A 25,874-nucleotide genomic window follows, 5' to 3' on the forward strand; every position below is an offset into this window, starting at 1 on the left:
ACGATTCCGCCGTCGCCTCTGCCGTGATGGTAGCGGTATCATCTATAGGTAGGGCGATGGACGCCGGTCAACCGGCCCGGATCGGTGCAGCAACGATTGCAATCGTGGTAGCGCGAACTTATGCGTCGGTGCAGGAGGGGGGATGAGCAAACCTAGCCGGCGCAGCCGGGGCAGCATTACCGTACAGGACGTCGCACGCGAAGCAGGCGTGTCGGCGATGACCGTATCGCGCGTCGTCAACGGCGGCACCAACGTTCGCGAGGCGACTCGCGAGGCCGTGCTCGCCGCGATCGCCAAGCTCAACTACTCACCGAACAGCGCCGCGCGAAGCCTGGCCGCAGGGGAAGCGACCCAGATCGGGCTGCTCTATTCCAACCCGTCCGCCGCCTATCTCTCGCAATTCCTGATCGGCGCGCTGGCCGCCGCCCGCCGCGCAGGCTGCCATCTGGTGCTCGAGGCCTGCGAAGGCGAACGCCCCGAGGAGCAGGCGGAGGCGACGCGCGGCTTCGTGCAGACGCATGTCCAGGGCGTGATCCTGCCGCCGCCGCTGTCCGAGTCGGGGCCGGTGCGCGCCGAGCTCGAAGCGGCCGGCATTCCCTGGGTGTCGGTCGCGATGGGCCTGCCGCCCGAGGGCAGCCTCAACGTCCGCATCGACGATTTCGCCGCCGCCTGCGCGATGACCAAGCACCTGCTCGACATGGGGCATCGCCGGATCGGCTTCATCCGCGGCAACCCCAACCAGACCTCCAGCGCCGAACGCTATCGCGGCTTCTGCGCGGCGATCGAGGAGGCGGGGCTCGACCTTGCCGCGATGCCGGTGGAGCAGGGCTATTTCACCTTCCGCTCCGGCATCGTCGCCAGCGAGGCGATGCTCGATCTGCCGAACCCGCCGACTGCGATCTTCGCCAGCAACGACGACATGGCTGCCGCCGCGGTGGGCGTGGCGCATCGCCGCGGCATGCACGTGCCGCAGGACCTGAGCGTGGTCGGCTTCGACGACACCGCGCTCGCCACGACGATGTGGCCCGAGCTCACCACCGTGCGCCAGCCCATCGCCACCATGGCGGAAGCGGCGCTGACGATGCTGCTCGACGAGCTGCGCGCCGATGTCCGCACCGAGCATGCCGAACAAGTGCTTGCGCACCAGCTGATCGTGCGTGAATCCTGCGCGCCGCCACCCGTGGCGTAAGGGAATAGGACGACAACGTTGGCATAAAGCTGCGAAAGCGCATCTGCCGACTTGCTTTTCCCGGTTGCACGGGCCAGCGTTACCGCTAACAAATCGTCCCGCATCTCGGGGCGACTAGGAGAGGGATTGGATGAACCAGACAGCGGAACGGGCCAATTTCGGCCTGATCGGCGCCATCGTGGCGGTGGCCACGATCGGCGGATTGCTTTTCGGCTATGACAGCGGCGCCGTGAACGGCACCCAGCCGGGCCTGAAGGCGGCCTTCGCGCTCGACGAGGCGGGGCTGGGCTTCACCGTCGGCTCGCTGCTGATCGGCTGCTTCATCGGCGCCTTCTTCGCCGGCACGCTGGCGGATGCGATCGGCCGCCGCAACGTGATGCGGCTTGCCGCCTTCATCTTCCTCGTCGGCGCGCTGGCGCAAGGGTTCGCGCATCTCCACGGCGTGTTCGTCGTCGCCCGCATCGCCGGCGGCATCGCGGTCGGCGCCGCCTCGGTGCTGTCGCCCGCCTATATCTCCGAAGTCGCCCCTGCGAACATTCGCGGCCGGATGACGACGGTGCAGCAGATCATGATCATCTCCGGCCTCACCGCCGCCTTCGTGGTCAACTATTACCTCGCCGCCGCCGCGGGCGCCTCGACCCAGCCCTTCTGGGCGGGCCTGGAAGCCTGGCGCTGGATGTACCTGATGCAGGCGATCCCCGCTGCGGTGTTCCTGGTCGCGCTGTTCTTCATTCCGGAAAGCCCGCGCTTCCTGGTCGCCAAGGGCCGTATCGAGGAAGCCACCAAGGTGCTGACCGACCTGTTCGGCCCGCAGACCGCGCGCACCAAGCTGGAGGAAATCCGCGCGAGCTTCAGCGTCGATCACCGTCCGAGCTTCCGCGACCTGATCGACCCGCGCACCGGCGGCATCCGCCCGATCCTGTGGGCGGGCCTGGTGATCGCGGTGTTCCAGCAGCTCGTCGGCATCAACGTGATCTTCTACTACGGCTCGACGCTGTGGCAGCTCGCCGGCTTCACCGAAGCCGATTCGCTGCTGATCAACATCGTCTCGGGCGCGGTCTCGATCGCCGCCTGCCTCGTCACCATCGGGCTGGTCGACAAGATCGGCCGCAAGCCGCTGTTGCTGATCGGCTCGGCAGGCATGGCGGTGACGCTGTTCGTGCTGGTCTATGCCTTCGGCCATGGCACGCTCGATCCGGCGGGCAAGCTGGTGCTCTCGCCCGATCTCGGCAAGCTCGCCGTGGTCGCCGCCAACCTCTACGTGATCTTCTTCAACATCAGCTGGGGCCCGGTGATGTGGGTGATGCTCGGCGAGATGTTCCCGAACCAGATCCGCGGTTCGGCGCTGGCCGTGTGCGGCTTCGCCCAGTGGTTCGCCAACTACCTGATCGCGCAGAGCTTCCCGGTGATGGCCTCCAAGCTCGGCCTGGCCGCCAGCTACACCTTCTACGCCGTCTGTGCGGCGGTCAGCTTCTTCCTCGTCCTGAAGTTCATCAAGGAAACCAAGGGCAAGGAACTCGAGGCGATGGAGGGGTAACTTGATGATCCTCCCCGGAACGGGGAGGGGGACCATCGCCGAAGGCGATGGTGGAGGGGGATCACCCCAAAGGACGTCGCTTGTGGCTGGCCCCCTCCACCAGCCTGCGGCTGGTCCCCCTCCCCGTACCGGGGGGGATTGTGAGGTATAGATGACCCGCACGCCTGCCCGTCCGTTCCGCTCGCGCGAATGGTTCGCCGCCCCCGGCCGCGCCGACATGGCCGCGCTCTATCTCGAGCGCTTCATGAACTATGGCATCACGCCCGCGGAGCTGACCTCGGGCAAGCCGATCATCGGCATCGCCCAGTCGGGCAGCGACATCGCGCCGTGCAACCGCATCCATCTCGAGACGGTGAAGCGCGCCCGTGAGGGCATCCTCGCGGCAGGCGGTATCCCGATGGAATTCCCGCTCCACCCGATCTTCGAGAATTGCCGCCGCCCGACCGCCGCGCTCGATCGCAACCTCGCCTATCTCGGCCTGGTCGAGATCCTCAACGGCTATCCGATCGACGCGGTGATCCTGACGACCGGCTGCGACAAGACCACGCCTTCGTCGCTGATGGCCGCCTCTACCGTCGACATCCCCGCGATCGTCCTGTCGGGCGGGCCGATGCTCGACGGCTGGCACGAAGGCGAGCTGGTCGGCTCGGGCACGGTGATCTGGCGCTCGCGCCGCAAGATGGCGGCGGGCGAGATCGACGAGGCCGAGTTCCTCCGCCGCGCGATGGAGAGCGCGCCGTCCTCGGGGCACTGCAACACCATGGGCACCGCCTCGACGATGAACAGCATGGCCGAGGGGCTGGGCATGTCGCTCCCCGGCTGCGCGATGATCCCGGCGCCCTATCGCGAGCGCGGGCAGATCGCGTACGAGACCGGCAAGCGCATCGTCGAGATGGCATACGAGGATCTTCGCCCCTCGAAGATCCTCACCAAGCAGAGCTTCCTCAACGCGATCAAGCTGCTCACCGCGATCGGCGGCTCGACCAACGCCCAGCCGCACCTCAACGCGATGGCCGCCCATGCCGGCATCACCATCACGCCCGAAGACTGGCAGACCGGCTACGACCTGCCGCTGATCGTCAACATGCAGCCGGCGGGGCAATATCTCTCCGAGCGCTTCCACCGCGCCGGCGGCATCCCGGCGGTGCTCAAGCTGCTGGTCGATGCCGGCGTCCTCGACGGCAGCGTCGCGACCTGCACCGGCCGCACCATGGCGGAGAATGTCGCCGAGGCGCGGGTGCTGGATGCGGACGTGATCTTCCCGCTCGACAAGCCGCTGATGGAGAAGGCCGGGTTCCTGGTGCTCACCGGCAATTTGTTCGACATGGCGATCATGAAGACCAGCGTGATCTCCGATGCCTTCCGCGCGCGCTACCTCTCCACCCCGGGGCAGGAGGGCGTGTTCGAGGTCCGGGCGGTGGTGTTCGACGGATCGGACGACTATCACCACCGGATCAACGATCCGGCGCTCGCCATCGACGACAATTGCATCCTGGTGATCCGTGGCGCGGGCGTGCTGGGCTGGCCCGGCTCGGCCGAGGTGGTCAACATGCAGCCGCCCGACGCACTGCTCCAGAAGGGCATCCAGAGCCTGCCGACGCTGGGCGACGGCCGCCAGTCGGGCACGTCGGACAGCCCCTCGATCCTCAACGCGTCGCCCGAGAGCGCGGCGGGCGGCGGCCTTTCCTGGCTGCGCACCGGCGACATGATCCGCATCGACCTCAACCAGGGCCGGGTGGACGCGCTGGTCGACGCTGACGAGATCGCCCGCCGCAAGGGCGAGCCCGCCCCGCCGATCCCGCCGAGCAACACGCCGTGGGAAGAGCTGTACCGCGAGAAGTCGGGCCAGCTGCACGAAGGCGGCGTGCTCGAGTTCGCGACCAAATATCGCGGCACCGGGCTGAAGGTGCCGCGGCACAACCATTGATCGGGAAGGGGTGGGGGTACCCTTTCCACGCATCCTCTGTCATTCCCGCGCAGGCGGGAATCCATTTGCCAGGACGCTGGGGGAAAGGACCTCGGCAACAGCGCCAATGGATCCCCGCCTTCGCGGGGATGACGATGGTGGCGGGGCAACCCGCGTAATCTTTCCTAGCCCCAATCTCCCCACCTCCGGCCCATTCCGGAGATGGCAAGTGTCACCCGCCAGTGATAGTTAACCCTTCGCCAACTACGGGGAAGGGGACGGCGTGAGCGAAGGGGCACCGGCGAAACGGCTGCGCAATGCAGCCAATACGCGGGGGGTAATTCTCGAAGCGGCGAAGCGGCTGCTGGCGGAGCAGGGCTTTGCCCGCTGGGGCGTCAACGCGATCGCGCGCGCCTCGGGCTACGACAAGCAGCTGATCTACCGCTATTTCGGCGGGATGGACGGGCTCGCCGAGGCGATCGCCGCCGACGTCTCCGCCTGGATGGAGACGGCGCTGGTGCGGCCCGAGAACGTGCCGCCGCCCGCCACCTATGCCGAGATGATGGCGCGCGTCGCGGTCGCGCTGCTCGATGCGCTGCGCAGCGATCCGCTGGCCCAGAAGATCCTCGCCTGGGAGCTTTCCGCCCCCTCCAAGCTCGCCAGCGCCTTCACCGAGGCACGCGGCAAGGCGCTGAGCAGCTGGATCGCCCGCGAGCGCGGCACGCTGCAGCGGCCCGCGGGAGTCGACGCGCCGATGCTCAATGCGCTGCTGATCGCCTCGATCCAGCAGCTGGTGCTGTCCGGCGCGACCGGCGGGCGGTTCCTGGGGCTGGACCTGTCGGACGAAGCCGGCTGGGAGCGGGTGCGCGGTGGCATCGCCGGGCTGACCAAGGCGATGTACCAGTAAAATCGAATTCCTCCCCAAGCTGCGCCCGGGGAGGAATTTAGGCGTTACGCCCCGACGCGGATCATCGAGGTCGGCTGGCCGGCCACCGTCACGCGGAAGCGGAACAGGTCGCCCGAGCTCGGCCGCGCGGCCTTGTCCTCGGCGGAGAGATGCTTGTTCGCGGTGGTGGCGAACACCGTCTTCAGGTCCGGGCCGCCGAACGCGATCTTGGTGATCGCATCCACGGGGAAGGGTACCGTCTCGACCAGGTCGCCCGCCGGCGAATAGCGGCGCACCTCGGAGCCCGCATAGAGGCTCACCCACACATAGCCTTCGCTGTCGACGCAGGGGCCGTCCGGGAAGCCTTCGCCCTGGGCGATGCGGACGAACTCGCGGCGGTTGACCAGCGTGCCGTCGCCGTCGATGTCGCAGGCATAGACGACGGCGCCCAGCGTATCGACATGGTAGAGCGTCTTGCCGTCGGGCGAGACCGCCGGGCCGTTGGTGATCGACACCTTGGGAGCCGAGGCCACGCAGGTCCCGTCCTCGGCAAGGCGATAGATGGTGCCGGTGGCGTCGCTCTCGCCATCGTCCATCGTGCCGAACCAGAGGCGGCCGTCGGGGTCGACGGTGCCGTCGTTCAGCCGGTTGCCGGGCAGTTCGGGCTCGGGATCGACCAGGGGCGCGAAGCTGCCGTCGGCCGGATCGAACCTGGCGAGCCCGGTCTGCAGCCCCGCGACGAAGCCGCCGCTGGCGCAGGGCAGCGCGAAGCCGACCTGGGCTGGCGCATCCCAGCTCGCCTTGTCGCCGGTGGCGGGATCATAGCGGTGGATCTTGTGGCTCTTGATGTCGACGAACCACAAAGCCGCATCGCGCTCCACCCACACCGGGCCTTCGAGAAGCGGAGCGCTGAGCCCCCACACGCTCTCCGGCGCCGAAACCACCACCTTGTCGGTCATCTTATCTCCAGCCTGCATCCACGAAGAATTCGTGGCTCGTTATCAGCCGCGCATCGTCGGATGCAAGGAACAGTGCCAGCGCGGCGATGTCGTCGGGCACCAGGCGACCGGGCAGGCACTGTGCCTTGACGATCTCGGACTCGCCCTCGGGCGTGTACCACTTCATCTGGCGCGGCGTCTTGACGTTGCCGGGAACGATGCAGACCGAGCGGATGCCGTCCGGGCCCAGCTCGCGCGCCAGGCTGCGGGTGAGGCCCTCGATCGCGGCCTTGGCGGTCTGGTAGAGCGTCAGCTCCTCCAGCGCGAGGTGCCAGGAGATCGAGCCGAGGTTGATGATCACCCCGGCGCGCTTCGCCTTCATGCCCGGGATCACCGCCTGCGCCAGGAAGAACTGGTGGCGCAGGTTCACGTTCATGCGGTTGTCCCAGTACTCCGGGGTCACCTGCTCGATCGTGTGGCGGTCGTCATTGGCGGCATTGTTGAGCAGCACGTCGAAGCCGCCCTCGGCCGCGATCAGCGCCTGCACCTGGGCCTGACTGGCAACGATGTCGGTCAGGTCCACCTTGTGGAAGCGCGGCGCGATCGCGGCGTCCGAAAGGCTGGCGACCAGCGCGTGGGAATCCGCCTCGGCGATGTCGAAGAAGGTCACGTCCGCGCCCTGGCGGACGAACCCCTCGACCAGCCCGGCGCCGATGCCCGAGCCGCCGCCGGTGATCAGGACCCGCTTGCCCTTGAGGCTCGGATAAACGGCGCGCTGGGCGGCCGGGATCGGCCCCTGCTGGAGATCGGCTTGCGTCATGGACACCTTAGGAATTGGAGAGGAGGCCGCGGGCGGCGAGGTTGCGCATCAGGTCGCGGATGCCGAACGTCCAGGGCGCGGCGGCCTTCGACGTGGTGACGCGGTTGACGAGCGTGCCGAGCTTCGGCGTGGCGATGCGGACGATGTCGCCGGGCTTGTGGGTGAAGCCGCGGCCGGGATGGTCACGGTCCTGCACCGGCGCGAACAGCGTGCCGAGGAACAGCGCGAACCCGTCCGGATACTGGTGCTCGCTCAGCGTCTGGCGCACGAGCTCGGTCGGATCGCGGCTGATCTCGCTCATCTTGTTGGTGCCCGAGAGGCGATAGCCCTCCGGCCCGTCGATGGTGAGGTCGACCACCGCGCCGCGCACATCGTCCATCGTGAAATGATCGTCGAACAGGCGGATGAACGGGCCGATCGCGGTCGAGGCGTTGTTGTCCTTGGCCTTGCCGAGCAGCAGCGCGCTGCGGCCCTCGAAGTCGCGCAGGTTGACGTCGTTGCCGAGCGTCGCGCCCTTGATCGCCCCGTTGCGGTCGACGACCAGCACCACTTCCGGCTCGGGATTGTTCCAGTCGCTGTCCGAACGGATGCCGATCTCGGCGCCCCAGCCCATCGCCGAGAGCACCGGCGCCTTGGTGAACACTTCCGCGTCCGGCCCGATCGCGACTTCGAGGTACTGCGACCACATGCCGGCCTCGATCAGCGCGGCCTTGAGCGCAGCGGCTTCGGTCGTCCCGGGGACGACCGAGCGGATGCCGGAGCCCACCTTGGCTTCGAGGTCGCCGCGAATCTCGGCGGCCTTGGCGGAGTCGCCGCGGGCGCGTTCCTCGATCACGCGCTCCAGCGCCGAGACCGCGAAGGTCACGCCGGCGGCCTTCACGCATTGCAGGTCGATCGGCGCGAGGATCTGCGGGGCCGAGTCGGTGCCGAGCGCCTCGACGCTGCACAGCACGGTGCCGGTCAGCGTGGCGATGTCGTCGCGCTCGAGTAGATCGGCGACGGTGGCGGCGGTGGCCGACACGTCGAGCACCTGGCCGTCGCGCAGGAGCACGGGGCTGGGGCCGGCGGGCGTCGCCACACGGCCGACCAGAATGGCCTGCGCATGATCGGCAGGCAGCATGTCACGAAGCGCTTCCAAGGGACCTCTCGCCAGTTTCGTTTCGAATTGTGATAGCGCTACCATTGCTGCTCCGCCAACGCAAATGTCAAGCGCGGGAAATACGCGTGTCGCGCTGATTTTCAAATATGAGAGAGAATTTCGCCCACGATGGCATCCGGGGCGCGCATCGCGCCGTCTTCGCTGGCCCGCACGACGCGCCACGGGCCGAGCAGATCGGCCGCGACCATCGCCTCGTAATTGCCGCGCACGCGCTGCTGGAGGGCGATATCCGCCTCATATTCGTCGAAGCTGCGGGTCGTGTAGCTGCGCTGCGCCTTTTGCAGGATCAGTTCGCGTGCCAAGTCCCACGGCGTGTCGAGATAGATCGACAGGCGCGGGCGGGGCAGGGCGAATTGCCCGGTCTCCAGCGCGAGGATCCAGTCCATCAGCGCCCGGCCTTCGTCGCCGCCCAGCTTGGCGCCCTGATAGGCCATGTTCGAGGCGATGTAGCGATCGAGCACGACCACGTCATGGGTTGCCTGCGCTTCCAGCAGCGCGTCGCGCCACTCGAAGCGATCGAGCGCATAGAGCACGGCGGCGGCATGCGGGGTGACGGGGACGGGCAGTTCGCCGGCGAGCATCTTGCCGATGGTGACGCCGGCGACGGTCTCGCCATAGCGCGGGAAGCCGAGCACGGTGGCGGTGCGCCCGGACGCCTGCAGCGCCGCGCACAGCCCCTTGGCGGCGGTGTTCTTGCCGACGCCGTCGGCACCCTCGATCGCGATCAATTCACCCATGCGGCTGCCATAGCAGGGTGGCGGGGATTGTCACCGGGGGAGGGGTGGCGTCTAGCAGGTCCCGCCCATAATCGACCCTTCGTTGTTGGGCTGAGCGGTCCGGAAATAGACACTCTCTAAAGTGCTGCGGCCTTTGCTGGCTTCCGTCAGGCGCAGGTTCGAGCGCCATGATCGATATCAAGGGGCAGGAGAGACCTGCCTCATTTTCTTGCCGCTTGTTTTTCAGCGTCGGGCGACCCAAACAAGAACGTAAGCGCTGCGGGCAAACGCGTCGCCCATGCATCTTCGCCATGATGAGCGGTCGGATCGATGACCAACTTAACGCTGGGCGCGCTCAATGCGAGGGCAAGTCGATCGCGTAGTCGTTCAGCGCCGACGACGAGCCCGGTGTTGATGCGTGCGATCCGTTCGCGGATGGCTGGTGGCGCACCAGGCGGTATCGCCGCCTCCTCGCCGCCCATGCCAATATAGATACGGTCGGGTAGCATGGCGGCGTCGGCCGCGTCGCGCAGCAATTGCCCATTGCCGACCTGCAAGGATGGGCTCTCGATCAGCGCCTTGCCGAATAGCTGCGGATTACTCAGCACCGTGTGCAACGTGGCTACGCCGCCATAGGAGAAGCCGCCGAGTCCAATCTCGGCTGGATCCGTTGATACCCGAAACGATGCCGCGACCAACGGCATCACGTCGCCCGCTAGGAATGCTGCCAACCGATCGCCTTCCATCTGACCGGCTGCCGGCATGAACGGGTCGGCATAGGGGAGATACTCGTTGGCGCGACGCGCACCGGCGTTATCGATGCCAACGATGATGATCGGTGTGATCGCGCCGCTCGAGATCAGCCGAGTGGCGACTTCATCTAGCGTCCACTCATGGCCCTGGTAGCCGGTACAGGTGTCGAAGGCATTTTGCCCGTCGAGAACGTACAGCACAGGATAGCGTCGCGAACCCGTCGTGTCGTATCCGGGGGGTAGCCAAATGCGCAACGTGCGCTCACCCGGGAATACCTTGCTCTGCAGCGTGATAGTGCGAACCGTACCGACGATGCTGGAACGACACTCGGGATCGCTCGGCGCCGCAGGGGGAACCTGCGCGGGAATCGACATGACAGCGGCGAGCAAAAAGGTCAGCATCAGTCCGCGTCTCCTTGCATCAAAGCGTAGCAAGAATTGTGACCTTCATGCCTCCGCCTTGATCTCAAGCTTATCCTAAGGGACGTTTGCTTTCCACCAGATTTGGATATTTGTCGTTCCCTTTGGTCGCACCTTTGACCGCCCCCGCCAACAGCTTGTTCCGTGCGAATTGTTTACTATATGTTCGATCGTCGTCCGGTTTGGGCAGCCGCTCTTTGATTCTGTCCGGTAACGTCGTCGTGCGCGCGAAACATCACGTCGTGCGGCTTCGATGATGCTTGAGCTGACGGTGCTCGCCCTAAACTTCCTAAACTTTGCGGCCTGCAGCGGGCGGATGGCTGCCATCCGCTGAAACGCGCGAGAGCCTAAACTTCCTAAACTTCGGTGGCAGGATCATGCTGGCCTTCCAGCAGAAGCCCAACGTCGCCCGCCGTCCGGTCTCAATGGTACGATGCGGCCTCGACCGGCGTGCACAGCAGCGCGCACGGGCCTTCGCCGTCGAGCGGCAGGATGGTGGTGAGCGTCGCCAGGCCGCCGGCATGGTCGAGCAGCCAGCCCGGTTCCGCGACGGCGGGGCGGTTGGGCGAGAAGGCGACGCCGGTGCCGTCGGTGATCACGCCCAGCCGGCGCGGCGGGCTGGGCCAGCGGCCGGCGAGATAGGTGAGGCAGGCGCTCGCCGCATCCTGCAGCGCGCCTTCGTCGGTGTCCTCGTCGCAAAAGCCCTCGGGGCTCGCGTCGATCTCGGCGACCAGGCGGAAGTCGTCGCCGCGCCACCAGATCATCCGCAGCGATCCGTCCATGTCCTGCTGCAGACCCAAAAAAAGCCGACCGCCGGCCGGGAGCAGCGGTTGCGCACAGCGCACCATTTCCTCGGCCAGTTCGGTCAGCTTGAAATTCGGCCGCGGCATCATCTGGGGTATGCCGCGGCCGTTGGTCTGGGAGTCTCGGGACATCGGATCGTTCCGCGATAGGGTTACCCCTGCATTATAGAACGATTGCGCAGGAAACGGATATCAGTGCAGCGCGGCGCTGCTCTGCACGGCGGCAGCGACGGCCACGACCTCGACGGTATCGCGGTTCGCCTCGGCCGCCACCACCGCCTCGACGCTCGCCGGATGGATCGCGACGACGCTGGAGAGCAGGTTGTGGGGCTGGCTGGCGTCCGGCAGGATCGGGGTGACGCTGCGGGCCGGGGCCGGCTGGCGGCGCTTGGCGGTGGCGGGCTCGCCATATTCGGCCATCACCGAGAAGCGGGGGTCGGCGGCGGCGATCTCGGCGATCACCTTGGCGGCGCGCTTGGTGATCTGGCGGACGCGCTCCTTGGTCACGCCGGTCTCGAGCGACAGATCGTCGAGCGTGGCGGTCTGGAACACGCGGCGGGCGACGATCTCGCGGTCGCGCTCCAGCTTGGCTTCGAGCTTCTCCAATTCGGTCGGATCGATGCCGTGGGTGGCGGTGCGGAGGCGCGGGCCTTCGCGGCGCAGCGCGGCTTCTTCCCGCTTCGGACGGGGGCGGCGGCGGAGCTGCTCGATGCCCACCTTGCGGAGATGGTCGACATAGGCCTCGATCAGCGAGGAGATCGCGCCGTCGGCCAGGTAATCCGACGCGGCGCTCTCGGTACGCTCCAGGGCGTCCTCGTCCTCGATCATCGCCTCGGGCGACATCTCGTCGCCATCCGCCGAGGTGACCATCGCGCTGAGCGAAACGGTGGTGGCTTCGACCTTCTTCGCGGAGGGGCGCTGATCGGTCATCAGGCGGAAGCGCAGGCTCTGCAGTTCGCCGCGGATCTGCCAGTTCACGAAGGTGGTGAACTGCGCCTTTTCCGGCTCATAGGCCTGGATGGCACGGTGCACGGCGATGGCGCAGCACTGCTCGGCATCGTCCCAGTGCGCGGTCAGGCCGTACTGGCGGATGAAGTGGCGGATGCGCGGTGCGATGAGCTTGAGAATGCGAGCGAAGGCCCGATCGACTTCGGCGCGCTGACGGGCAGTCTGCTTGCTGTCCTTCGGCGAGTTCTCGATGACGGTTTGGACTGCGGCCTCGAGAGCGATCGTGATCTTCGACATTCGTATTCCCCTGGTTCAGCGCCGGTCCGATCGTTCCGGCGCCGTCGACAGGGGCAGATTTCGCCTGAAACCTTTAAAGGAGTGCTAATCGCGGGCTTAGGTAGTTTTCCGCAAAGGACCCCCGACCTTTATAGCAGTTGCGATTCGCAACGTGGGCCAAGTGCCTGAAAAAATGATGGTTAATCGCCGTTCAGCATGTGCGCTAACGACGCTTCTCGCGGCCGGAAATGGCGGATTTACGAGGAAAATTTTTCCGGTTGGATGTGCCGGTCGATGAATTGCAGTAACCATTCCCGATGGGCACGGGTGGCGTCGCCGGCACTGGCGATGCGCTGTTCTGCAGCCGATCCGCCGATCTGGGCGGCGAGCAACTGGCGGGCACGGCCCGCGTCAATCCCGCCGGCGAGAAATTTTCGCGCATCGCCCAGCCCCAAATGGTGGCTGAGATAGGCGGCCTTGGCCAAGGTTTCCGAGTCGGCGCGCACGTTGAGCCCGGATGATTCGAGCTTATGCAAATTGTTGCGGGCCATATCTGCGACGGTGAGAATCGACGCCTGCGGATCGTAGCGCAACGCCAGCAACTCGCTGCGCCGGCTGGGATCGACCTTGCCGTTCTCCTTCAGCCAGCCGCGCGCCTTGGCGACGTCGTTCAGCCAGGTGCCGCTCTGTTCGGCGAGTCCCTGCCAGGTGCCGCTGAGGAACTGGCCCAGCCCCGCCGCGCTCGAGCGCGGGTTGCGGGAGAGCGGGTTCCAGCTGCCGTCATGGCCCTTGCCGGCTTCGGCGTTGACGATTGCGGCGAGCGCATTGGCAGGCACGCCGCTCCGTGCCTCGGCCGCCGCCAGCGCATCGGCGTAGCGGCTGTTGGCGCCGAGCGCGAGCGCACCGGAGGTGCCGCCGGCGGCGACCCCGGACGCAGGGGCGGAGGCCATGGCGGCCGGCGGCGCCGCGATTGCCCGGGCGCGCTCGGCCGTCAACGGCGCCTTGGGCGCGACGGCTGCGTCCTGGGCGTCGTCGTGACATGAACAGGCGCATTGGCAGTTGCAGCGGCCCTTGGACGAACGCGGCGCCTGGGTGCCGAGCAGTTCGAGCAACGAGTCCATCTGCATGTCCGAACCCGGGCCGAGCGGCGAGCGGGTCTTGCCCGCTTCGCGGTCGCCGTCGCCGAGCGCGGCGCGCCAAAGCCGGGTCGAGAGCTCGGACTGCGCCTGGGCGTAGATCACGTTGGCGCGCTGGGCCGGCGTGAGCGCGGCGAGGTCGGTACGGTGGATCATGCAGCCTTCACCGGCATCCGCTTGCGCTCGCGCAGGAAGCGCGCCGCGGCAATGTCATCAATCGCCGCCTGTTCGGCGGCTTCGGCCTCGCGCTCGGCATCGGCGCGGAAGCGCTCGGCGGCGCTTTCGATCGCGCGCAGCGTGCCAAAGGCCTCGCGCGCCTGTTCGCGCAGCTGCAGCAGGCGGTCCTGTTCGGCCGCGACTTCCTGGCCGAGCCGGGTCTGGGCGTGCTTGGCCGTGGCCAGCCAGGCGTCCGAGGCAAAGGGCAGCGCGTGGGCGAGCATCCGCTCCTCGCGCATCCGCTCGACGAGCGTGCGGGCCTGCTGCTCCATCTCGGCGATGCGCTCGATCGAGGCGCCGATCGCGACCTTGAGGTCGTCGACGCTACGCTGCTGCATCCGCAGTGCGGTGTCGAGCGGCGTCCTCATGCGGCGAGACCCACGTCATGGCCCGGCTCGCCCGCGGCGGCACCGGAGAGGATCGCGGCGAGTTCGGCGAACGCCGCCTCGGCATGGCCCTGGTCGTTCTTGCCCTGGTTGAGCAGCGCCTCGATCCGCGGCGCGAGCGCCACGGCGCGGTCGACCTCGGGTGAAGATCCCGCCTTGTAGGCGCCCAGCCGCACCATCTCTTCCATGTCGGCATAGGTCGACAGGAGCTTGCGCGCCGCGATGCGGACGTCGTTCTGCTCTGGCTCCAGGCAATGGGGCAGGGTCCGCGACACGGACTTGAGCACGTCGATCGCGGGGTAGCGGCCGCGCTCGGCGATCGCGCGGCGCATCACGACGTGGCCGTCGAGGATGCCGCGCACCGCGTCGGCGACCGGCTCGTTATGATCGTCGCCGTCGACGAGGACGGTGAACAGGCCGGTGATCATGCCCTGGCCGGGGGCGCCGGGGCCGGCGCGCTCCAGCAGGCGCGGCAGCTCGGCGAAGACCGTGGGAGTATAGCCCTTGGTCGCAGGCGGCTCGCCCGAGGCAAGGCCGATCTCGCGCTGCGCCATCGCGAAGCGGGTGACCGAGTCCATCAGGCAGAGCACGTTGAGGCCCTGGTCGCGGAAATGCTCGGCGACGGCCAAGGTCGTCCAGGCGGCCTGGCGGCGCATCAGCGCGGGTTCGTCCGAGGTGGCGACGACGACGACCGAGCGGGCCATGCCTTCGGGCCCCAGATCGTCCTCGATGAATTCCTGCACTTCGCGGCCGCGTTCGCCGATCAGGCCGATCACTGCGACGTCGCACTGTGTCCAGCGCGCGAGCATCGACAGCAGGACCGACTTGCCCACGCCCGAACCCGCGAACAGGCCGAGCCGCTGGCCGCGGCAGAGCGGCACGAAGGTATCGAGGCAGCGCACCCCGGTCTCGATCCGCTCCGCCACGCGGGCGCGGCCGGCAGCGGCGGGGGGCGAGGCCTTGATCGGCTGCGGGTCGGCGCCGTTGGCGAGCGGACCCTGTCCGTCGACCGGCCGGCCGAGACCGTTGATCATGCGCCCGAGCCATGCCTTGGAAGGGCGCACGGTGAACTGGCCCGCGCCCAGCTCGGCGATCGCGCCCAGGCCGACGCCCTGCGGATCGACGAAGGGCAGGCACAGCGCCACGCCGCGATCGAGCGCGGTGACTTCGGCTTCCACCTTGCCCGAGGGCGACTGGATTTCGACGCGGCTGCCGATCTGGGCAACGCCGGTCAGCCCTTCGACTTCGATCAGCGCGCCGCGCACCGCCACCACGCGCCCGAAGCGGCGATCCGGAACCATCTCCCGGATTGCACGTGCGGCACTGGCGAGCGTTTGCATCGCGGCGGCGTCCTTCAGGCGGCCTGGGTGGCGCTCTGGTCGGCGGTGGCGGCGTCTTCCAGCGCGATCACCTCGCGAGCGGCGGCGAGCGCCTTGTAATATTCGCCCTGGGCGAGTTCGTTGGCGAAGCGGATGCACAGCTCGCTCGCCTGCGGCGTGCCGAGCGTGGTGATCACCAGGCTGATCAGCTGGACGATGGCATCCTGATGCGCGCTGCGGCCTGCCGGATCGATATAGGCCAGCATGGTCGCGAAATAGAGCTGGCGGGCAGGCGTGGTCGCTTCCTCGGGCCGCATCACTTCGCGACCGCGCAGGATCGATACCATATTCTCTACGGCAATCTGGGTACGACCGACGGCGCGCAACACGGCGCCGTTGACGATCGCTTTTTCACCGTCGCGGAGCGTGATGCGAAGCATGGCACTGGCCTTTCGATAAGCGTTCCTAAACTTATAGCGACGTTTGCAGCGCGCGGTGCGAATACCCGGCAAATTTTGCCGCCTCCCGTGCGCGGACAGGCAATTTCGCCCTATCGATTTGGGCCGGCCCGCCACCCCTCTACAATAAAGACGTCGCCGGCGTGGGGATCGCGCGGGCATCTCGAGGAGTTTTGAACTTGAGCCTCTATTCCGCTCTTTACGCTGGCGTTTCCGGGCTGAGCGCGCAGTCGAGTGCCATGGCCACGGTTGCCGACAACATCACCAACATCAACACCGTCGCCTATAAGGGCGTCGAGGCCCAGTTCCGCACGCTGGTGACCGATGGTCGCGCGTCGTCGAGCTACTCGGCCGGTGGTGTCGCGGCTTCGCCGATCGCCGAGGTCTCCAAACAGGGGCTGCTCCAGGCTTCGGGCAGCAGCACCGATCTTGCCATCGATGGCGGCGGCTTCTTCATCACCCGCAGCGGCCTCACGCAAAGCGACCCGGTCGCCTATACCCGGGCCGGCTCGTTCAAGCCGGACGAAGAAGGCTATCTGCGCAATTCCTCGGGCCAGTATCTCTATGGCTGGCGCCTGGATGCCACGGGCGGCTACACCAACACCGGCAACCTCGACGCGCTGACGCCGGTGCGGCTGAGCGATCTGGTCGGCACGGCGGCGCCCACCACCAAGCTGCAGGCCCGCATCAACCTCCAGTCGGACGCCACGATTTCGTCCGCCGCATCCACCTACACCGCGGGGCAGATGGCCTCGGGCGCGGTGACCCCCAGCTTCACCCGCTCGTTCACGGTCTATGACTCGCAGGGCGGCAGCCATCAGATGAACATGTCGTTCCTGAAGACGGCGGCGAACACCTGGAAGGTGGAGAACTACCTGGTTCCCGCCAGCGACACGACCGCCGCCGGCGGCGTCGTCAGCAGCGGCACCGTTCAGTTCAACGGCGACGGCAGCCTGAACAAGACCGCCTCGACCGCGGCGCTGTTCAGCCCGCTCACCATCAACTACACCAACGGCGCCAGCTCGGTGCCGATCGACATCGAACTGGGTGACAATGGCAGCATCAACGGCCTGACCCAGTTCGGCCAGCCTTCGTCGCTGATCTCCGGCGGTGCCGATGGCGGCATCCTGGGCAACATCGCCTCGACCGAAGTGTCGAAGGACGGCGTGGTCAGCGCGATCTTCGACGACGGCTCGACCCGCAAGGTCTTCCAGCTGCCGATCGCGACCTTCCCGAACCCGAACGGCCTGACCCGCGTGTCCGGCAACTCCTATTCGGCCAATCGCTCGTCGGGATCGATGACGATGAACCCGCCGGGGCAGCTCGGCGCCGGCAAGCTGTCGTCGAACACGCTGGAGGCATCGACCGTCGATCTGGCGGGCGAGTTCACCAACATGATCCGCTTCCAGCGCGCCTACAGCGCATCGTCGAAGATCATCACCACGGTCGACGACATGCTGCGCGAAGTCAGCGATCTGAAGCGCTGACGACCACTGAGGCCGGGGGACGCACGACATGGCACTGAACGATATCCTTGGAACCGCGGTTTCCGGCCTGGCAGCAGCCCAGGCCGGATTGCGCGCGGTATCGAACAACATCGCCAATGTCGGCGTCACCGGTTACGCCCGCGAAAAGGTCACGCTCTCGACGTCGGTCGTCACCGGCCAGGTGAGCGGCGTGACCGTCGGCGAGCCCGAGCGCGTTGCCGACCGCTTCCTCGAGCAGACCGTCTATCGGCGGGCGGGCGATTATGGCCGCGCCGATGTCACCTCCAGCTATCTCGATCGCCTGCAGGCGCTGCTCGGCCAGCCGGGTGCTTCGTCGGGGCTACCCGCGCGGCTCGATGCGATCAGCGCCGCGGCAACGGCGATGACCGGCTCGCAATCCGCGGCGCAGACCACGGCGGTGTTCACCGGCAACGTCGCCGACGCGCTCGCCTCGATGCAGCAGACCACGCACGACGTGGACGGTCTGCGCGCCGACGTGGAGTCCGAGGTCGGCTATTCGGTCGACAAGATCAACACGCTGCTCACGCGCATCAACGATCTGAACAGCACCGTGGCGCAGGCAACCGGGCAGGGGCGCAGTTCCAGCGGTGCCGCCGATCAGCGCATGAACGCGATCGAGGAGCTGAGCGGCCTGCTGTCGGTCAATGTGCGCGACCAGCCGGACGGGCGGGTGTTCATCGAGACGACCTCGGGACAGATGCTGCTCGACGGCCGCCTGCGCCAGCTCGATTATCCGAACAACGGCAACGGTACCGGCAGTTCGCAGACCACCTATCCGGACATCAGCATCCGGTTCACCAACAAGGACGGTTCGGTTGGCGCGCTGACCGGCGAGAAGCTGGACTCGGCGGCGGTCGGCGGCAAGCTGGGCGGCCTGCTTGATCTGCGCGATCGTGCGCTGCCGGCCTTTTCCGAACAGTTGGGGACCGTATTCAGCGGTCTTTCCGAGGCGCTCAACGCGGTATCCAATGCAGGCTCCACCGTGCCGGCGCCCACCAGCCTGACCGGCCGCCAGACCGGTCTTGTCGCTACCGACCGGCTGGGATTCACCGGCAAGGCCACCTTCGCGGTGACCAAGGCGGACGGCACGTTGCTCGCCAAGACCGAAGTGAATTTCGACGCGCTCGGCCCCAGCGCCACGGTCGGCGACATGATCAACGCGATCAACACCGGGCTGGGCGGCGCCGCGACCGCCAGTTTCTCGGGCGGGGTGCTGAGCTTCACCGCCACCGGGGCCGGCAACGGGGTGGCGATCGCGCAATCGGCCACGAGCCCCAGCCAGCGGGCCGGCGTCGGCGTCTCGCAATATTTCGGCATGAACGACCTGATCCGCAGCGACAGCAGCACGCTGGTGCCCAGCGGCTTCAACGCATCGGATCCGCACGGCTTCACCACCGGTCAGAGTGCGCAGATCGTTCTGCGCGATGCCTCCGGCCTGGCGCTCACCAGCTACACCCTGCAGCCGACCACCGGCGGCACGATGGGCGACATCGTCACCACGCTGAACAGCAGCCCGCTCGGCAATTTCGGCACCTTCTCGCTCGATACCCGCGGGCGGATGCGGTTCGATCCGGCGAGCGGCATGTCCGGCGCGGCGATTTCGATCGCGGCGGATTCGACGGACCGCTACGGCAGCGGTCGCACCTTTTCCGCGCTTTCCGGCCTCAGCGGGCTGAACAGCGGGCTGGACGTCGCCAAGGTTCGCGCCGACATCGCCGCCAATCCGAGCCAGCTTCCGCTCGCACGGCTGGATCCGACGGCTGCCCTCAACACGAAGGTGCTCGGCGCCGGCGACATCTCCGGGGCCACGGCGTTCGTCAACAAGCTCGCCGGCACGCTGGACATGGGCAAGGACGGCGTGACCACCGTCAATCGCCTGTCCACGCAGTTGCTGGGCAATGCCGGCCTCGAAGCGAGCCAGGCGAAGAGCCGGCTCGACGACGCGAGTGCCCGCAAGGACGACGCCGTCAACCGGCGCGACAGCTTCTCCGGCGTCAATATCGACGAGGAACTGTCGCAGATGGTCGTCCTGCAGAACAGCTATTCGGCATCGGCGCGGGTGATGACCACCGCCACGCAGATGTACGACACACTTCTCCAGATGGTCCGTTAAGGGAGCTGACCCGATGTCCCGCGTAGCCACCGTTCCGCTCCAGCGCACCATGGCCCAGGCCATTTCGACCGCGCAGGAAAAGCTGGCGATCACCCAGCAGCAGCTCTCCACCGGCAAGAAGGCGTCCGATTTCGCCTCGCTGGGCACCGAGGCCGTGCGCAACCTTTCGGCGCACAGCCTGCTCGAGCAGCAAAAGGCACAGTCGGCAGTGGCGTCGCGGGTCGGCACCACCATGTCGCTCTATCAAGGCCATATCGAAGGGATCGAGAAATCCGCGACCGATCTTCGCCAGCAGATCATGACGGCGATCGGCACGGGCCAGAGCTCGGGCCTGCAAGAGGCCATCGCAAGCTCGTTCGACCAGGTCCGCGCATCGCTCAATGCCAGCGAGGGCGGCGTGCCGCTGTTCGCCGGATCGCAGACGGACCAGCAGCCCTTTTCGGTGACGTCGCTGGCCGACGCCGCGACGACGACGGCGGCCGATGCGTTCCACGACGATAACAAGCTGGCCAGCGCGCGGGTCGGCGACGGTGTCGATGTGACCTATGGCATCAACGCCAGCTCGATCGGCAAGAACCTCTACGAGGCGTTCCGTACGCTCGCCCAAGCGGGCCCGATCGGCACCACCATCACCGCTGCGCAGAAAACCGCACTGCAGCAGGCCGTGTCGCAGCTGAACGGCGGCCTGAACGACGTCAGTACCGTCAATGCCGATAACGGCCGCAAGCAGAACCAGGTCGAGGACCTGACCCAGCGCGGCCAGGATCGCTCGCTGCTGCTGCAGAAGGTGATCGAGGACAATGAAGACGCCGATCTGGGCCAGGTCGCGCTCGATCTGTCGCAGCAGCAGACGGTGCTGCAGGCCAGCTATTCCGTGTTCTCGCAGCTCAGCGGTCTCAGCCTCGTCAAGTATCTGTCCTGATCGACTGGATTTATCATGCGGGTGGCGCAGGCTGTAAGGTCTGCGTCATCTCCGCCGCGTAGCATCCGCACCGAACGAATATTCGGGAGGCTGGGGGATGCTTCAAAAGGCACGACGGTTGGGCCGGGTCTTGGCCTTGGCGCTTGTCGTGGATGCGGGCGCGGCCGAGGCCGCCTGCAAGGTCAGTCGCATGGCCGAACTGCCGGTCACCATGCAGGGCATGCGAGCGATCGTCGACACGACCATCAACGGCAAGCCCGCGCCGTTCATCCTCGATAGCGGCGCCTTCTTCAGCACCGTTCCCCCGGCGGTCGCCAAGGCGTTCGGCCTGCCGGAAGAGCCGGCGCCTCCCGGCTTCCACCTGAACGGCATTGGCGGGAGCGCCAGTGCAGGCGTGGTCCGCGTGGACCATTTCGGCCTCGCGGGCGTCGACCTGCGCAACGTCCAGTTCGTCCGCGGCGGCACCGATATCGGCCAGACCGGGCTGCTGGGACAGAACATCCTCGGCATCGCGGACGTGGAATATGACCTGCCGGGCGGCGCGGTGCGGCTGTTCCGGTCCGAGGGCTGTGCCAAGGCCTCTTTGGCCTATTGGGCGGTCGGCAAGCCCTATTTCGAGATCGCGATCGAACCCAAGGAGGTCGCCCAAAACCACACGGCCGGCACGCTCGAGTTGAACGATGCCAAGATCCGGGCCTTTTTCGACACCGGCGCCAGCGGGACGGTGGTGTCGTTGCGGGCGGCGGCGCGCGCCGGCGTGAAGCCGGGCGATCCCGGCGTGGAGAAGTCGGGCTGGGAAACCGGCCTCGGTCACCATGTGACCCAGGGCTGGATCGGCACCTTCAAGCTGTTGAAGATCGGCAGTGAAGAACTGCACAATGTGCGGTTGCGGATCGCCGACCTGGGGGCGCTGGACGTCGATATGCTGCTCGGCGCCGACTATTTCGTGTCGCACCGGCTCTATGTGTCCAACGCGCTGCACCGCATCTTCTTCACCTATACCGGTGGCAAGCTGTTCCAGCAGGTTGCCCGGGTCGACGCGACCAGCGGCATCGAGGCGCAGGCAGCGGATACGACCGCTCCGCTCGATGCCGAAGGCTATGCCCGGCGCGGCGCAATGTTCCAGACGCAGCGGGACATGCCGCACGCCATCGAGGCATTCACCCAGGCGATCGCGCTGGCGCCGCGCGACCCGCGCTTCCCGCGCCAGCGCGCAATGGCCTATCTGGCCGAGGGACGCGGGGTGCTGGCGATCGACGATCTGAACACCACCCTGGAGCTCGAACCCGGCGACCATCAGGCGCGCCTGACCCGCGCCCAGCTTCGCGTCCGGTTCGGCAACGCAGCGGGTGCGGTCGCCGATCTCGACCGCCTCAACGCCGAACTGCCGCGCGAGGACAATGAGCGGCTGCGCATCGGGCAGCTCTACGCCTCGGCCGACAAGTTCGACGCCGCGATCGCGCAGTTTGACCTGTGGCTGGCCGCACACCGCGAGGATGCGGCGCGGAGCACGGCCCAGAATGACCGCTGCTGGGCGCGGGCGCTCGCCAATATCGATCTGGAAAAGGCGCACAGCGATTGCGACGCGGCCGTTCGGGCGGTGCCGAACAACCCGTCCTTCCTCGACAGCAGGGCGATGGTGGCGCTGCGCCAGGGCCGGTTCGCGGCGGCGATCAACGACTTCACCGCCGCGCTGGCGATTGATCCCAAGCTCGCCTGGTCGCTCTACTGTCGCGGGCTGGCCGAGCAGCATCTCGGGCAGGCCGAGGCAGCCGCGCGCGATATTGCCGCTGCCGTGAAGCTCCAGCCCCGCGTGGCCGATCGCGCGAAGCGCTATGGTCTGGTCGAGGGGGCGAAGGCCGCTGCTGTCAACTGAGCGTGGCGGCTAGAACCAGGGCGCGCTCGAACACGGCGGTGAGCATCGGTTCGGTCAGCCGGCCGATATTCTGGTTGTAGCGCGAGACATGGTAGCTATCGAGTACCACCTGGCCCTTGGGCAGATGGTGCTCCGCCCCGTGGGCAAAGCGGGCCTTGGGCAACTTTCCGCCGAGCGCCTTCACCGCCGACTGGTGCGCGATCTCGCCCAGCGCGACGACGATCGGCGCGCGGAGCTGCCCCGCCAGGAACGGCCGGCAGGCGTGGATCTCGGCCGGCGTCGGTCGATTTTCCGGCGGGAGGCAGCGCACCGCGTTGAGAATCTGCACACCGCGCGGCGCTTCCCCCTCGGCCAGGCCCAGCTTTTCCAGCACCGCGAACAACAAGGTGCCCGACTCGTCGCCGGTAAAGGCACGACCGGTGCGGTTCGCGCCCAGGCGTCCGGGCGCGAGGCCGACGATCGCGATCCTGGCGTCCGGGGTACCCAGCGCGGGGACGGGTGCGTTCCACCAGTCGGGCTGCTCGGCGCGCAACTGGCTGCGCAGCGCGACGAGGCGCGGGCAGAGCGGGCAATCGCGATCGGGTTCGGGGCTTGGCGTGGACATGGCATCGCGATAGGCGCGGCAGCGTGCCGGTCACAAGCTACATCCTCGCCCTGGGCTCCAATCGCCGCGGCCGCCACGGCAGCCCCCGCCGCGAGGTGGAGGCGGCGCTGGCGGCGATCGGCGGCGTCCGCGCGGCGTCGCGTATCCACGAGACGGCACCGATCGGCCCCTCGATCCGGCGGTTCGCCAACGCGGTGGCGTGGATCGACAGCGACGAGACGCCCGCGGCGCTGCTTCGCCGCCTGAAGGGGATCGAGCGGGCCTTCGGACGGCGGCGGGGCCAGCGCTGGGGCGCCCGGGTGATTGATCTCGACATCGTGCTGTGGTCCGAGGGGGCCTGGTGGACGCGCGACCTGATCGTGCCCCACCCGCAGTATCGCGCCCGCCGCTTCGTCCTGGCGCCGCTGGCAGAGATTGCCCCGCGCTGGCGCGACCCGGTGAGCGGCCGCGCGACGCTTCCGTTGCTGCACGCGGTTGACCGGCGGCGCCCCTGCGCCTAGGGGGACGCACTGTGGGTCCGTAGCTCAGTCGGTAGAGCAAGCGACTTTTAATCGAGAGGTCCCGGGTTCGAATCCCGGCGGACCCACCACCGAAAGCCCTCGAAACATAGATTTTCTGACGCTCGATGCCTCTCTGCGCGGGGGCATTCCAACACGCGTTTTGACGTTGGGCGCAGGCCGCGACGATTGGCGGGACCGCGCTGCCGACCTCCGCATCAATAGTGCGGGACGCGGCACAAAGGAGTTGAGACTATATATCCTACGGGATATCGCCGCTTGTTTCCTCGTTGAAAGAAGCGGATTTTCATGTCGCGTCGCGTGTTTCTCGCCACTACCGCCCTTGTCTTGCTGCCGCTGTCCGCCTTGGCCGATCCTCAGTCGGACGGCCCTGGGGACAACGCGCCCGCGCAGGCCAAGGATGCTGCGCCGGCCCAGCAGGGCGCGACGATCATCGTCTCCGCCCCCTATCGCCAGAGCGAGACCGACGTGCTGTCCGGCACCTCGGTCGTTACCGGCGCGGAACTGACCCGCAGCCTGCGCCCGACGATCGGCGAGACGCTGGCGCACCAGCCTGGCGTATCGGCGAGCTCGTTCGGGCCCAGCGCCTCGCGGCCGATCCTGCGCGGCTTCCAGGGCGAGCGCGTGCGCGTGCTGACCGACGGCATCGGCTCGATCGACGTCTCGAATACCTCGGCCGACCATGCGGTGATCATCGATCCGCTGCTTGCCGAGCGGGTGGAGGTGTTGCGGGGCCCTTCGGCCCTGCTGTTCGGATCGTCGGCGATGGGCGGCGTGGTCAACGTGATCGACAGCCGGATACCGCGTGCGGTGCCGGAAAAGGGGTACCGGCTGAGCAGCATCGCGACCTATGGGTCGGCGGCCAATGAGCGTTCGGTCGGCGGGGCGGGCGACGTTGCGGTGGGCAGCCACCTCGTGCTGCACGCCGACGGCTCCTATTCCAAGTCGGACGATCTCAAGATCGGTGGCTATGCCCTGACCCCGACCAAGCGGCGCGAGGCGCTGGCCAGTGCAGGCCTGCCGGCCGATCCCTCCGACCCCGATCCGATCGACTTCGCCGCCAATGCCGCGGTCAGGAACCGCCTGCCGAACACCGCCGCCACGACGTGGACGGCGGGCGCCGGCGCGGCGATCGTGACCGACAATGGCACGCTGGGCGTGGCCTATAGCCATTATGACAGCCTGTACGGGGTACCGATCCGCTTCGCCACCGAGCCGGGCGAAGGCCAGGAATCGCCGCGGCTGAGCGTGGTCCAGAACCGGCTCGATCTGCGCGCCGAGGCCGATACCGGCGGCAGCGTCCTCCAGAAGGTGCGGCTACGCGCCGGCTATGCCGCCTATCGCCATTTCGAGCTGGCGCCCGACGGCAGCACCGGCACCGCCTTCTACAACAAAGGGCTGGAGGGCCGGCTGGAGCTGGTCCAGGCCGATCACGGTGCCTGGAAGGGCGCGAGCGGCGTGCAGGTGTTCGCGCGGGACTTCGACGTGAAGGGCGACGAGGCGTTCCTGCCCAAGAACAAGACCGAGCAGGTGGGACTGTTCACGCTCCAGCAGCTCGATCTCGGCGCGATCAAGGCTGAGGCGGGCCTGCGCTACGAGTTCACCGATCTTTCGGCCGATCCGGTGCAGGGCGATCTGCGCTTCTTCGGCGGGAGCCGCCATTTCGAGGCGCTCTCGGGTTCGGTCGGCGCTTCCTATGGCCTCAGCCACGACGTGCGGATCGGCCTCAACCTCTCGCACACCGAGCGTGCACCCTCGGCGGAGGAGCTGTTCGCCAACGGCGCCCATGCCGGCACCGAGGCCTATGAGCTGGGCAGCCCCGATTTTCGGCTCGAAAAGAGCTGGGGGCTGGAGGCGACGCTGCACGCGCATGGCGACGGCTACAGCTTCGACGCTTCGGCCTATTACACCTGGTTCTCCAACTATATCAGCGATGCCGAGACCAATTCGGCGGTCTGTGCGGCGGCCGCGGCGCCGAGCGGGCGGACGGTGGAACTGCCCTGCTTCCAGTTCACCCAGCGCGACGCGCGCTATTACGGGTTCGAGGCCGAGGGATCGGTGCGACTGGCGCAGGCGGGCGGGTACACGATCAACCTCGACGCGCTGGGCGATTATGTCCACGCCAATATCGTCGACCAGGGCCCGGCGCCGCGCATCCCGGCGATGCGCGTGCTCGGCGGCATCGAGGCGCAGTCCGATGCGGTGACCGGCCGCCTGGAGGCGGAGCATGTCTTCGCGCAGGATCGCATCGCGGCGTTCGAGACGCGCACCGCGCCCTATACCATGGTCAACGCGACGCTGAGCCTGAAGCCCTTCCCGACCATGCCGGGCACCACGCTCACGCTATCCGCCAACAACCTGTTCGACGTCGATGCCCGGCGGGCGAGCAGTTACCTCAAGGACTATGCGCCGCTCGCGGGCCGCGACCTGCGGGCGACGCTGCGCTTCAGCCTCTAGCCTGAATGTCA

At 67.5% G+C, this 25,874-nt stretch carries 22 protein-coding genes and 1 tRNA gene; 11 read left to right on the plus strand and 12 right to left on the minus strand.

What is annotated here, in order from left to right; genetic code table 11:
* The first annotated feature begins 142 nt into the window (after positions 1-142).
* The 4 genes from QZ814_RS05870 (at position 143) to QZ814_RS05885 (ending at position 5,539) form a co-directional block, all read left to right on the plus strand.
* Positions 143-1,189: a LacI family DNA-binding transcriptional regulator gene (locus tag QZ814_RS05870; protein ID WP_294330154.1), complete on the plus strand. Its 1,047-nt coding sequence runs from the start codon at positions 143-145 to the stop codon at positions 1,187-1,189.
* A 130-nt stretch (positions 1,190-1,319) separates the two neighbouring features.
* Positions 1,320-2,726: a sugar porter family MFS transporter gene (locus QZ814_RS05875; protein WP_294330156.1), complete on the plus strand. Its 1,407-nt coding sequence runs from the start codon at positions 1,320-1,322 to the stop codon at positions 2,724-2,726.
* A gap of 151 nt (positions 2,727-2,877) precedes the next feature.
* Positions 2,878-4,653 carry an IlvD/Edd family dehydratase gene (locus QZ814_RS05880; RefSeq protein ID WP_294330158.1) on the plus strand — a complete coding sequence of 592 codons (1,776 nt, stop codon included), beginning with the start codon at positions 2,878-2,880 and terminating at the stop codon, positions 4,651-4,653.
* Positions 4,654-4,915: 262 nt separating this feature from the next.
* Positions 4,916-5,539, plus strand: a complete 624-nt coding sequence (locus QZ814_RS05885) for a TetR/AcrR family transcriptional regulator (RefSeq protein ID WP_294330160.1) — start codon at positions 4,916-4,918, stop codon at positions 5,537-5,539.
* 44 nt (positions 5,540-5,583) lie between these two features.
* Here the strand turns inward: QZ814_RS05885 and QZ814_RS05890 are convergent, their stop codons facing one another.
* The 11 genes from QZ814_RS05890 to QZ814_RS05940 all read right to left on the minus strand — a co-directional run bounded on the left by QZ814_RS05890 (position 5,584) and on the right by QZ814_RS05940 (position 15,847).
* The gene (locus QZ814_RS05890; protein WP_294330162.1) at positions 5,584-6,477 is read right to left on the minus strand and encodes an SMP-30/gluconolactonase/LRE family protein; all 894 of its coding nucleotides are present in this window, start codon (positions 6,475-6,477) and stop codon (positions 5,584-5,586) included.
* A 1-nt stretch (position 6,478) separates the two neighbouring features.
* The gene (locus QZ814_RS05895) at positions 6,479-7,276 is read right to left on the minus strand and encodes an SDR family oxidoreductase (protein WP_294330165.1); all 798 of its coding nucleotides are present in this window, start codon (positions 7,274-7,276) and stop codon (positions 6,479-6,481) included.
* A gap of 7 nt (positions 7,277-7,283) precedes the next feature.
* Entirely contained in the window at positions 7,284-8,396 is a 1,113-nt protein-coding gene (locus QZ814_RS05900) for a fumarylacetoacetate hydrolase family protein (RefSeq protein ID WP_294330488.1), read from the minus strand.
* A gap of 119 nt (positions 8,397-8,515) precedes the next feature.
* The gene (locus tag QZ814_RS05905) at positions 8,516-9,172 is read right to left on the minus strand and encodes a dTMP kinase (protein WP_294330167.1); all 657 of its coding nucleotides are present in this window, start codon (positions 9,170-9,172) and stop codon (positions 8,516-8,518) included.
* Positions 9,173-9,372: 200 nt separating this feature from the next.
* Positions 9,373-10,305: an alpha/beta hydrolase-fold protein gene (locus QZ814_RS05910; protein WP_294330169.1), complete on the minus strand. Its 933-nt coding sequence runs from the start codon at positions 10,303-10,305 to the stop codon at positions 9,373-9,375.
* 440 nt (positions 10,306-10,745) lie between these two features.
* Positions 10,746-11,258, minus strand: a complete 513-nt coding sequence (locus QZ814_RS05915; protein ID WP_294330171.1) for a hypothetical protein — start codon at positions 11,256-11,258, stop codon at positions 10,746-10,748.
* 60 nt (positions 11,259-11,318) lie between these two features.
* Entirely contained in the window at positions 11,319-12,371 is a 1,053-nt protein-coding gene (locus QZ814_RS05920; protein ID WP_294330173.1) for a sigma factor-like helix-turn-helix DNA-binding protein, read from the minus strand.
* Positions 12,372-12,607: 236 nt separating this feature from the next.
* On the minus strand, positions 12,608-13,642 hold the full coding sequence (locus QZ814_RS05925; RefSeq protein ID WP_294330174.1) for a peptidoglycan-binding protein: 1,035 nt from the start codon (positions 13,640-13,642) through the stop codon (positions 12,608-12,610).
* Positions 13,639-14,070 (minus strand): hypothetical protein, encoded by a 432-nt coding sequence (locus QZ814_RS05930; protein ID WP_294330175.1) that lies wholly within the window; start codon positions 14,068-14,070, stop codon positions 13,639-13,641. Before QZ814_RS05930 ends, QZ814_RS05925 begins: the two co-directional genes overlap by 4 nt.
* Complete coding sequence (gene fliI / locus QZ814_RS05935; protein ID WP_294330177.1) at positions 14,067-15,428, minus strand: flagellar protein export ATPase FliI; 1,362 nt, start codon at positions 15,426-15,428, stop codon at positions 14,067-14,069. Before fliI ends, QZ814_RS05930 begins: the two co-directional genes overlap by 4 nt.
* Positions 15,429-15,442: 14 nt before the next feature.
* A complete protein-coding gene (locus QZ814_RS05940) occupies positions 15,443-15,847 on the minus strand; it encodes a flagellar biosynthesis repressor FlbT (RefSeq protein WP_294330179.1) in 405 nt (134 codons plus the stop codon).
* 197 nt (positions 15,848-16,044) lie between these two features.
* On the opposite strand from QZ814_RS05940, the gene flgE reads away from it, so the two are divergent.
* From flgE to QZ814_RS05960, 4 genes are all read left to right on the plus strand, one after another.
* Positions 16,045-17,352, plus strand: coding sequence for a flagellar hook protein FlgE (gene flgE, locus QZ814_RS05945; protein WP_294330181.1), 1,308 nt, complete (start codon positions 16,045-16,047; stop codon positions 17,350-17,352).
* 28 nt (positions 17,353-17,380) lie between these two features.
* On the plus strand, positions 17,381-19,486 hold the full coding sequence (locus QZ814_RS05950; RefSeq protein ID WP_294330183.1) for a flagellar basal body rod C-terminal domain-containing protein: 2,106 nt from the start codon (positions 17,381-17,383) through the stop codon (positions 19,484-19,486).
* A gap of 13 nt (positions 19,487-19,499) precedes the next feature.
* On the plus strand, positions 19,500-20,408 hold the full coding sequence (locus QZ814_RS05955) for a flagellin (RefSeq protein ID WP_294330185.1): 909 nt from the start codon (positions 19,500-19,502) through the stop codon (positions 20,406-20,408).
* A gap of 136 nt (positions 20,409-20,544) precedes the next feature.
* On the plus strand, positions 20,545-22,284 hold the full coding sequence (locus QZ814_RS05960) for a tetratricopeptide repeat protein (RefSeq protein ID WP_294330187.1): 1,740 nt from the start codon (positions 20,545-20,547) through the stop codon (positions 22,282-22,284).
* Here QZ814_RS05960 and QZ814_RS05965 read toward each other — a convergent pair.
* A complete protein-coding gene (locus QZ814_RS05965; protein WP_294330189.1) occupies positions 22,277-22,888 on the minus strand; it encodes a uracil-DNA glycosylase in 612 nt (203 codons plus the stop codon). The genes QZ814_RS05960 and QZ814_RS05965 overlap by 8 nt on opposite strands.
* A gap of 23 nt (positions 22,889-22,911) precedes the next feature.
* Between QZ814_RS05965 and folK the strand changes: the two genes are divergently transcribed.
* The 3 genes from folK to QZ814_RS05980 all read left to right on the plus strand — a co-directional run bounded on the left by folK (position 22,912) and on the right by QZ814_RS05980 (position 25,863).
* The gene (folK, locus tag QZ814_RS05970) at positions 22,912-23,388 is read left to right on the plus strand and encodes a 2-amino-4-hydroxy-6-hydroxymethyldihydropteridine diphosphokinase (protein WP_294330191.1); all 477 of its coding nucleotides are present in this window, start codon (positions 22,912-22,914) and stop codon (positions 23,386-23,388) included.
* A gap of 13 nt (positions 23,389-23,401) precedes the next feature.
* Positions 23,402-23,477: transfer RNA gene (locus QZ814_RS05975), tRNA-Lys, on the plus strand.
* Between the two features lie 217 nt (positions 23,478-23,694).
* Entirely contained in the window at positions 23,695-25,863 is a 2,169-nt protein-coding gene (locus tag QZ814_RS05980) for a TonB-dependent receptor (RefSeq protein ID WP_294330193.1), read from the plus strand.
* Positions 25,864-25,874: the final 11 nt, after the last annotated feature.

It is taken from the genome of uncultured Sphingomonas sp., assembly GCF_913777625.1.
Lineage (GTDB): Bacteria > Pseudomonadota > Alphaproteobacteria > Sphingomonadales > Sphingomonadaceae > Sphingomonas.

What these genes read in the sequence shown, in the direction of transcription:
- QZ814_RS05870 (WP_294330154.1), top strand. Translation starts at nt 143, where the DNA reads ATGAGCAAACCTAGCCGGCGCAGCCGGGGCAGCATTACCGTACAGGAC.
- QZ814_RS05875 (WP_294330156.1), top strand. Translation starts at nt 1,320, where the DNA reads ATGAACCAGACAGCGGAACGGGCCAATTTCGGCCTGATCGGCGCCATC.
- QZ814_RS05880 (WP_294330158.1), top strand. Translation starts at nt 2,878, where the DNA reads ATGACCCGCACGCCTGCCCGTCCGTTCCGCTCGCGCGAATGGTTCGCC.
- QZ814_RS05890 (WP_294330162.1), bottom strand. Translation starts at nt 6,477, where the DNA reads ATGACCGACAAGGTGGTGGTTTCGGCGCCGGAGAGCGTGTGGGGGCTC.
- QZ814_RS05895 (WP_294330165.1), bottom strand. Translation starts at nt 7,276, where the DNA reads ATGACGCAAGCCGATCTCCAGCAGGGGCCGATCCCGGCCGCCCAGCGC.
- QZ814_RS05900 (WP_294330488.1), bottom strand. Translation starts at nt 8,396, where the DNA reads ATGCTGCCTGCCGATCATGCGCAGGCCATTCTGGTCGGCCGTGTGGCG.
- QZ814_RS05905 (WP_294330167.1), bottom strand. Translation starts at nt 9,172, where the DNA reads ATGGGTGAATTGATCGCGATCGAGGGTGCCGACGGCGTCGGCAAGAAC.
- QZ814_RS05910 (WP_294330169.1), bottom strand. Translation starts at nt 10,305, where the DNA reads ATGCTGACCTTTTTGCTCGCCGCTGTCATGTCGATTCCCGCGCAGGTT.
- QZ814_RS05915 (WP_294330171.1), bottom strand. Translation starts at nt 11,258, where the DNA reads ATGTCCCGAGACTCCCAGACCAACGGCCGCGGCATACCCCAGATGATG.
- QZ814_RS05920 (WP_294330173.1), bottom strand. Translation starts at nt 12,371, where the DNA reads ATGTCGAAGATCACGATCGCTCTCGAGGCCGCAGTCCAAACCGTCATC.
- QZ814_RS05925 (WP_294330174.1), bottom strand. Translation starts at nt 13,642, where the DNA reads ATGATCCACCGTACCGACCTCGCCGCGCTCACGCCGGCCCAGCGCGCC.
- QZ814_RS05930 (WP_294330175.1), bottom strand. Translation starts at nt 14,070, where the DNA reads ATGAGGACGCCGCTCGACACCGCACTGCGGATGCAGCAGCGTAGCGTC.
- fliI (WP_294330177.1), bottom strand. Translation starts at nt 15,428, where the DNA reads ATGCAAACGCTCGCCAGTGCCGCACGTGCAATCCGGGAGATGGTTCCG.
- QZ814_RS05940 (WP_294330179.1), bottom strand. Translation starts at nt 15,847, where the DNA reads ATGCTTCGCATCACGCTCCGCGACGGTGAAAAAGCGATCGTCAACGGC.
- QZ814_RS05950 (WP_294330183.1), top strand. Translation starts at nt 17,381, where the DNA reads ATGGCACTGAACGATATCCTTGGAACCGCGGTTTCCGGCCTGGCAGCA.
- QZ814_RS05955 (WP_294330185.1), top strand. Translation starts at nt 19,500, where the DNA reads ATGTCCCGCGTAGCCACCGTTCCGCTCCAGCGCACCATGGCCCAGGCC.
- QZ814_RS05965 (WP_294330189.1), bottom strand. Translation starts at nt 22,888, where the DNA reads ATGTCCACGCCAAGCCCCGAACCCGATCGCGATTGCCCGCTCTGCCCG.
- QZ814_RS05980 (WP_294330193.1), top strand. Translation starts at nt 23,695, where the DNA reads ATGTCGCGTCGCGTGTTTCTCGCCACTACCGCCCTTGTCTTGCTGCCG.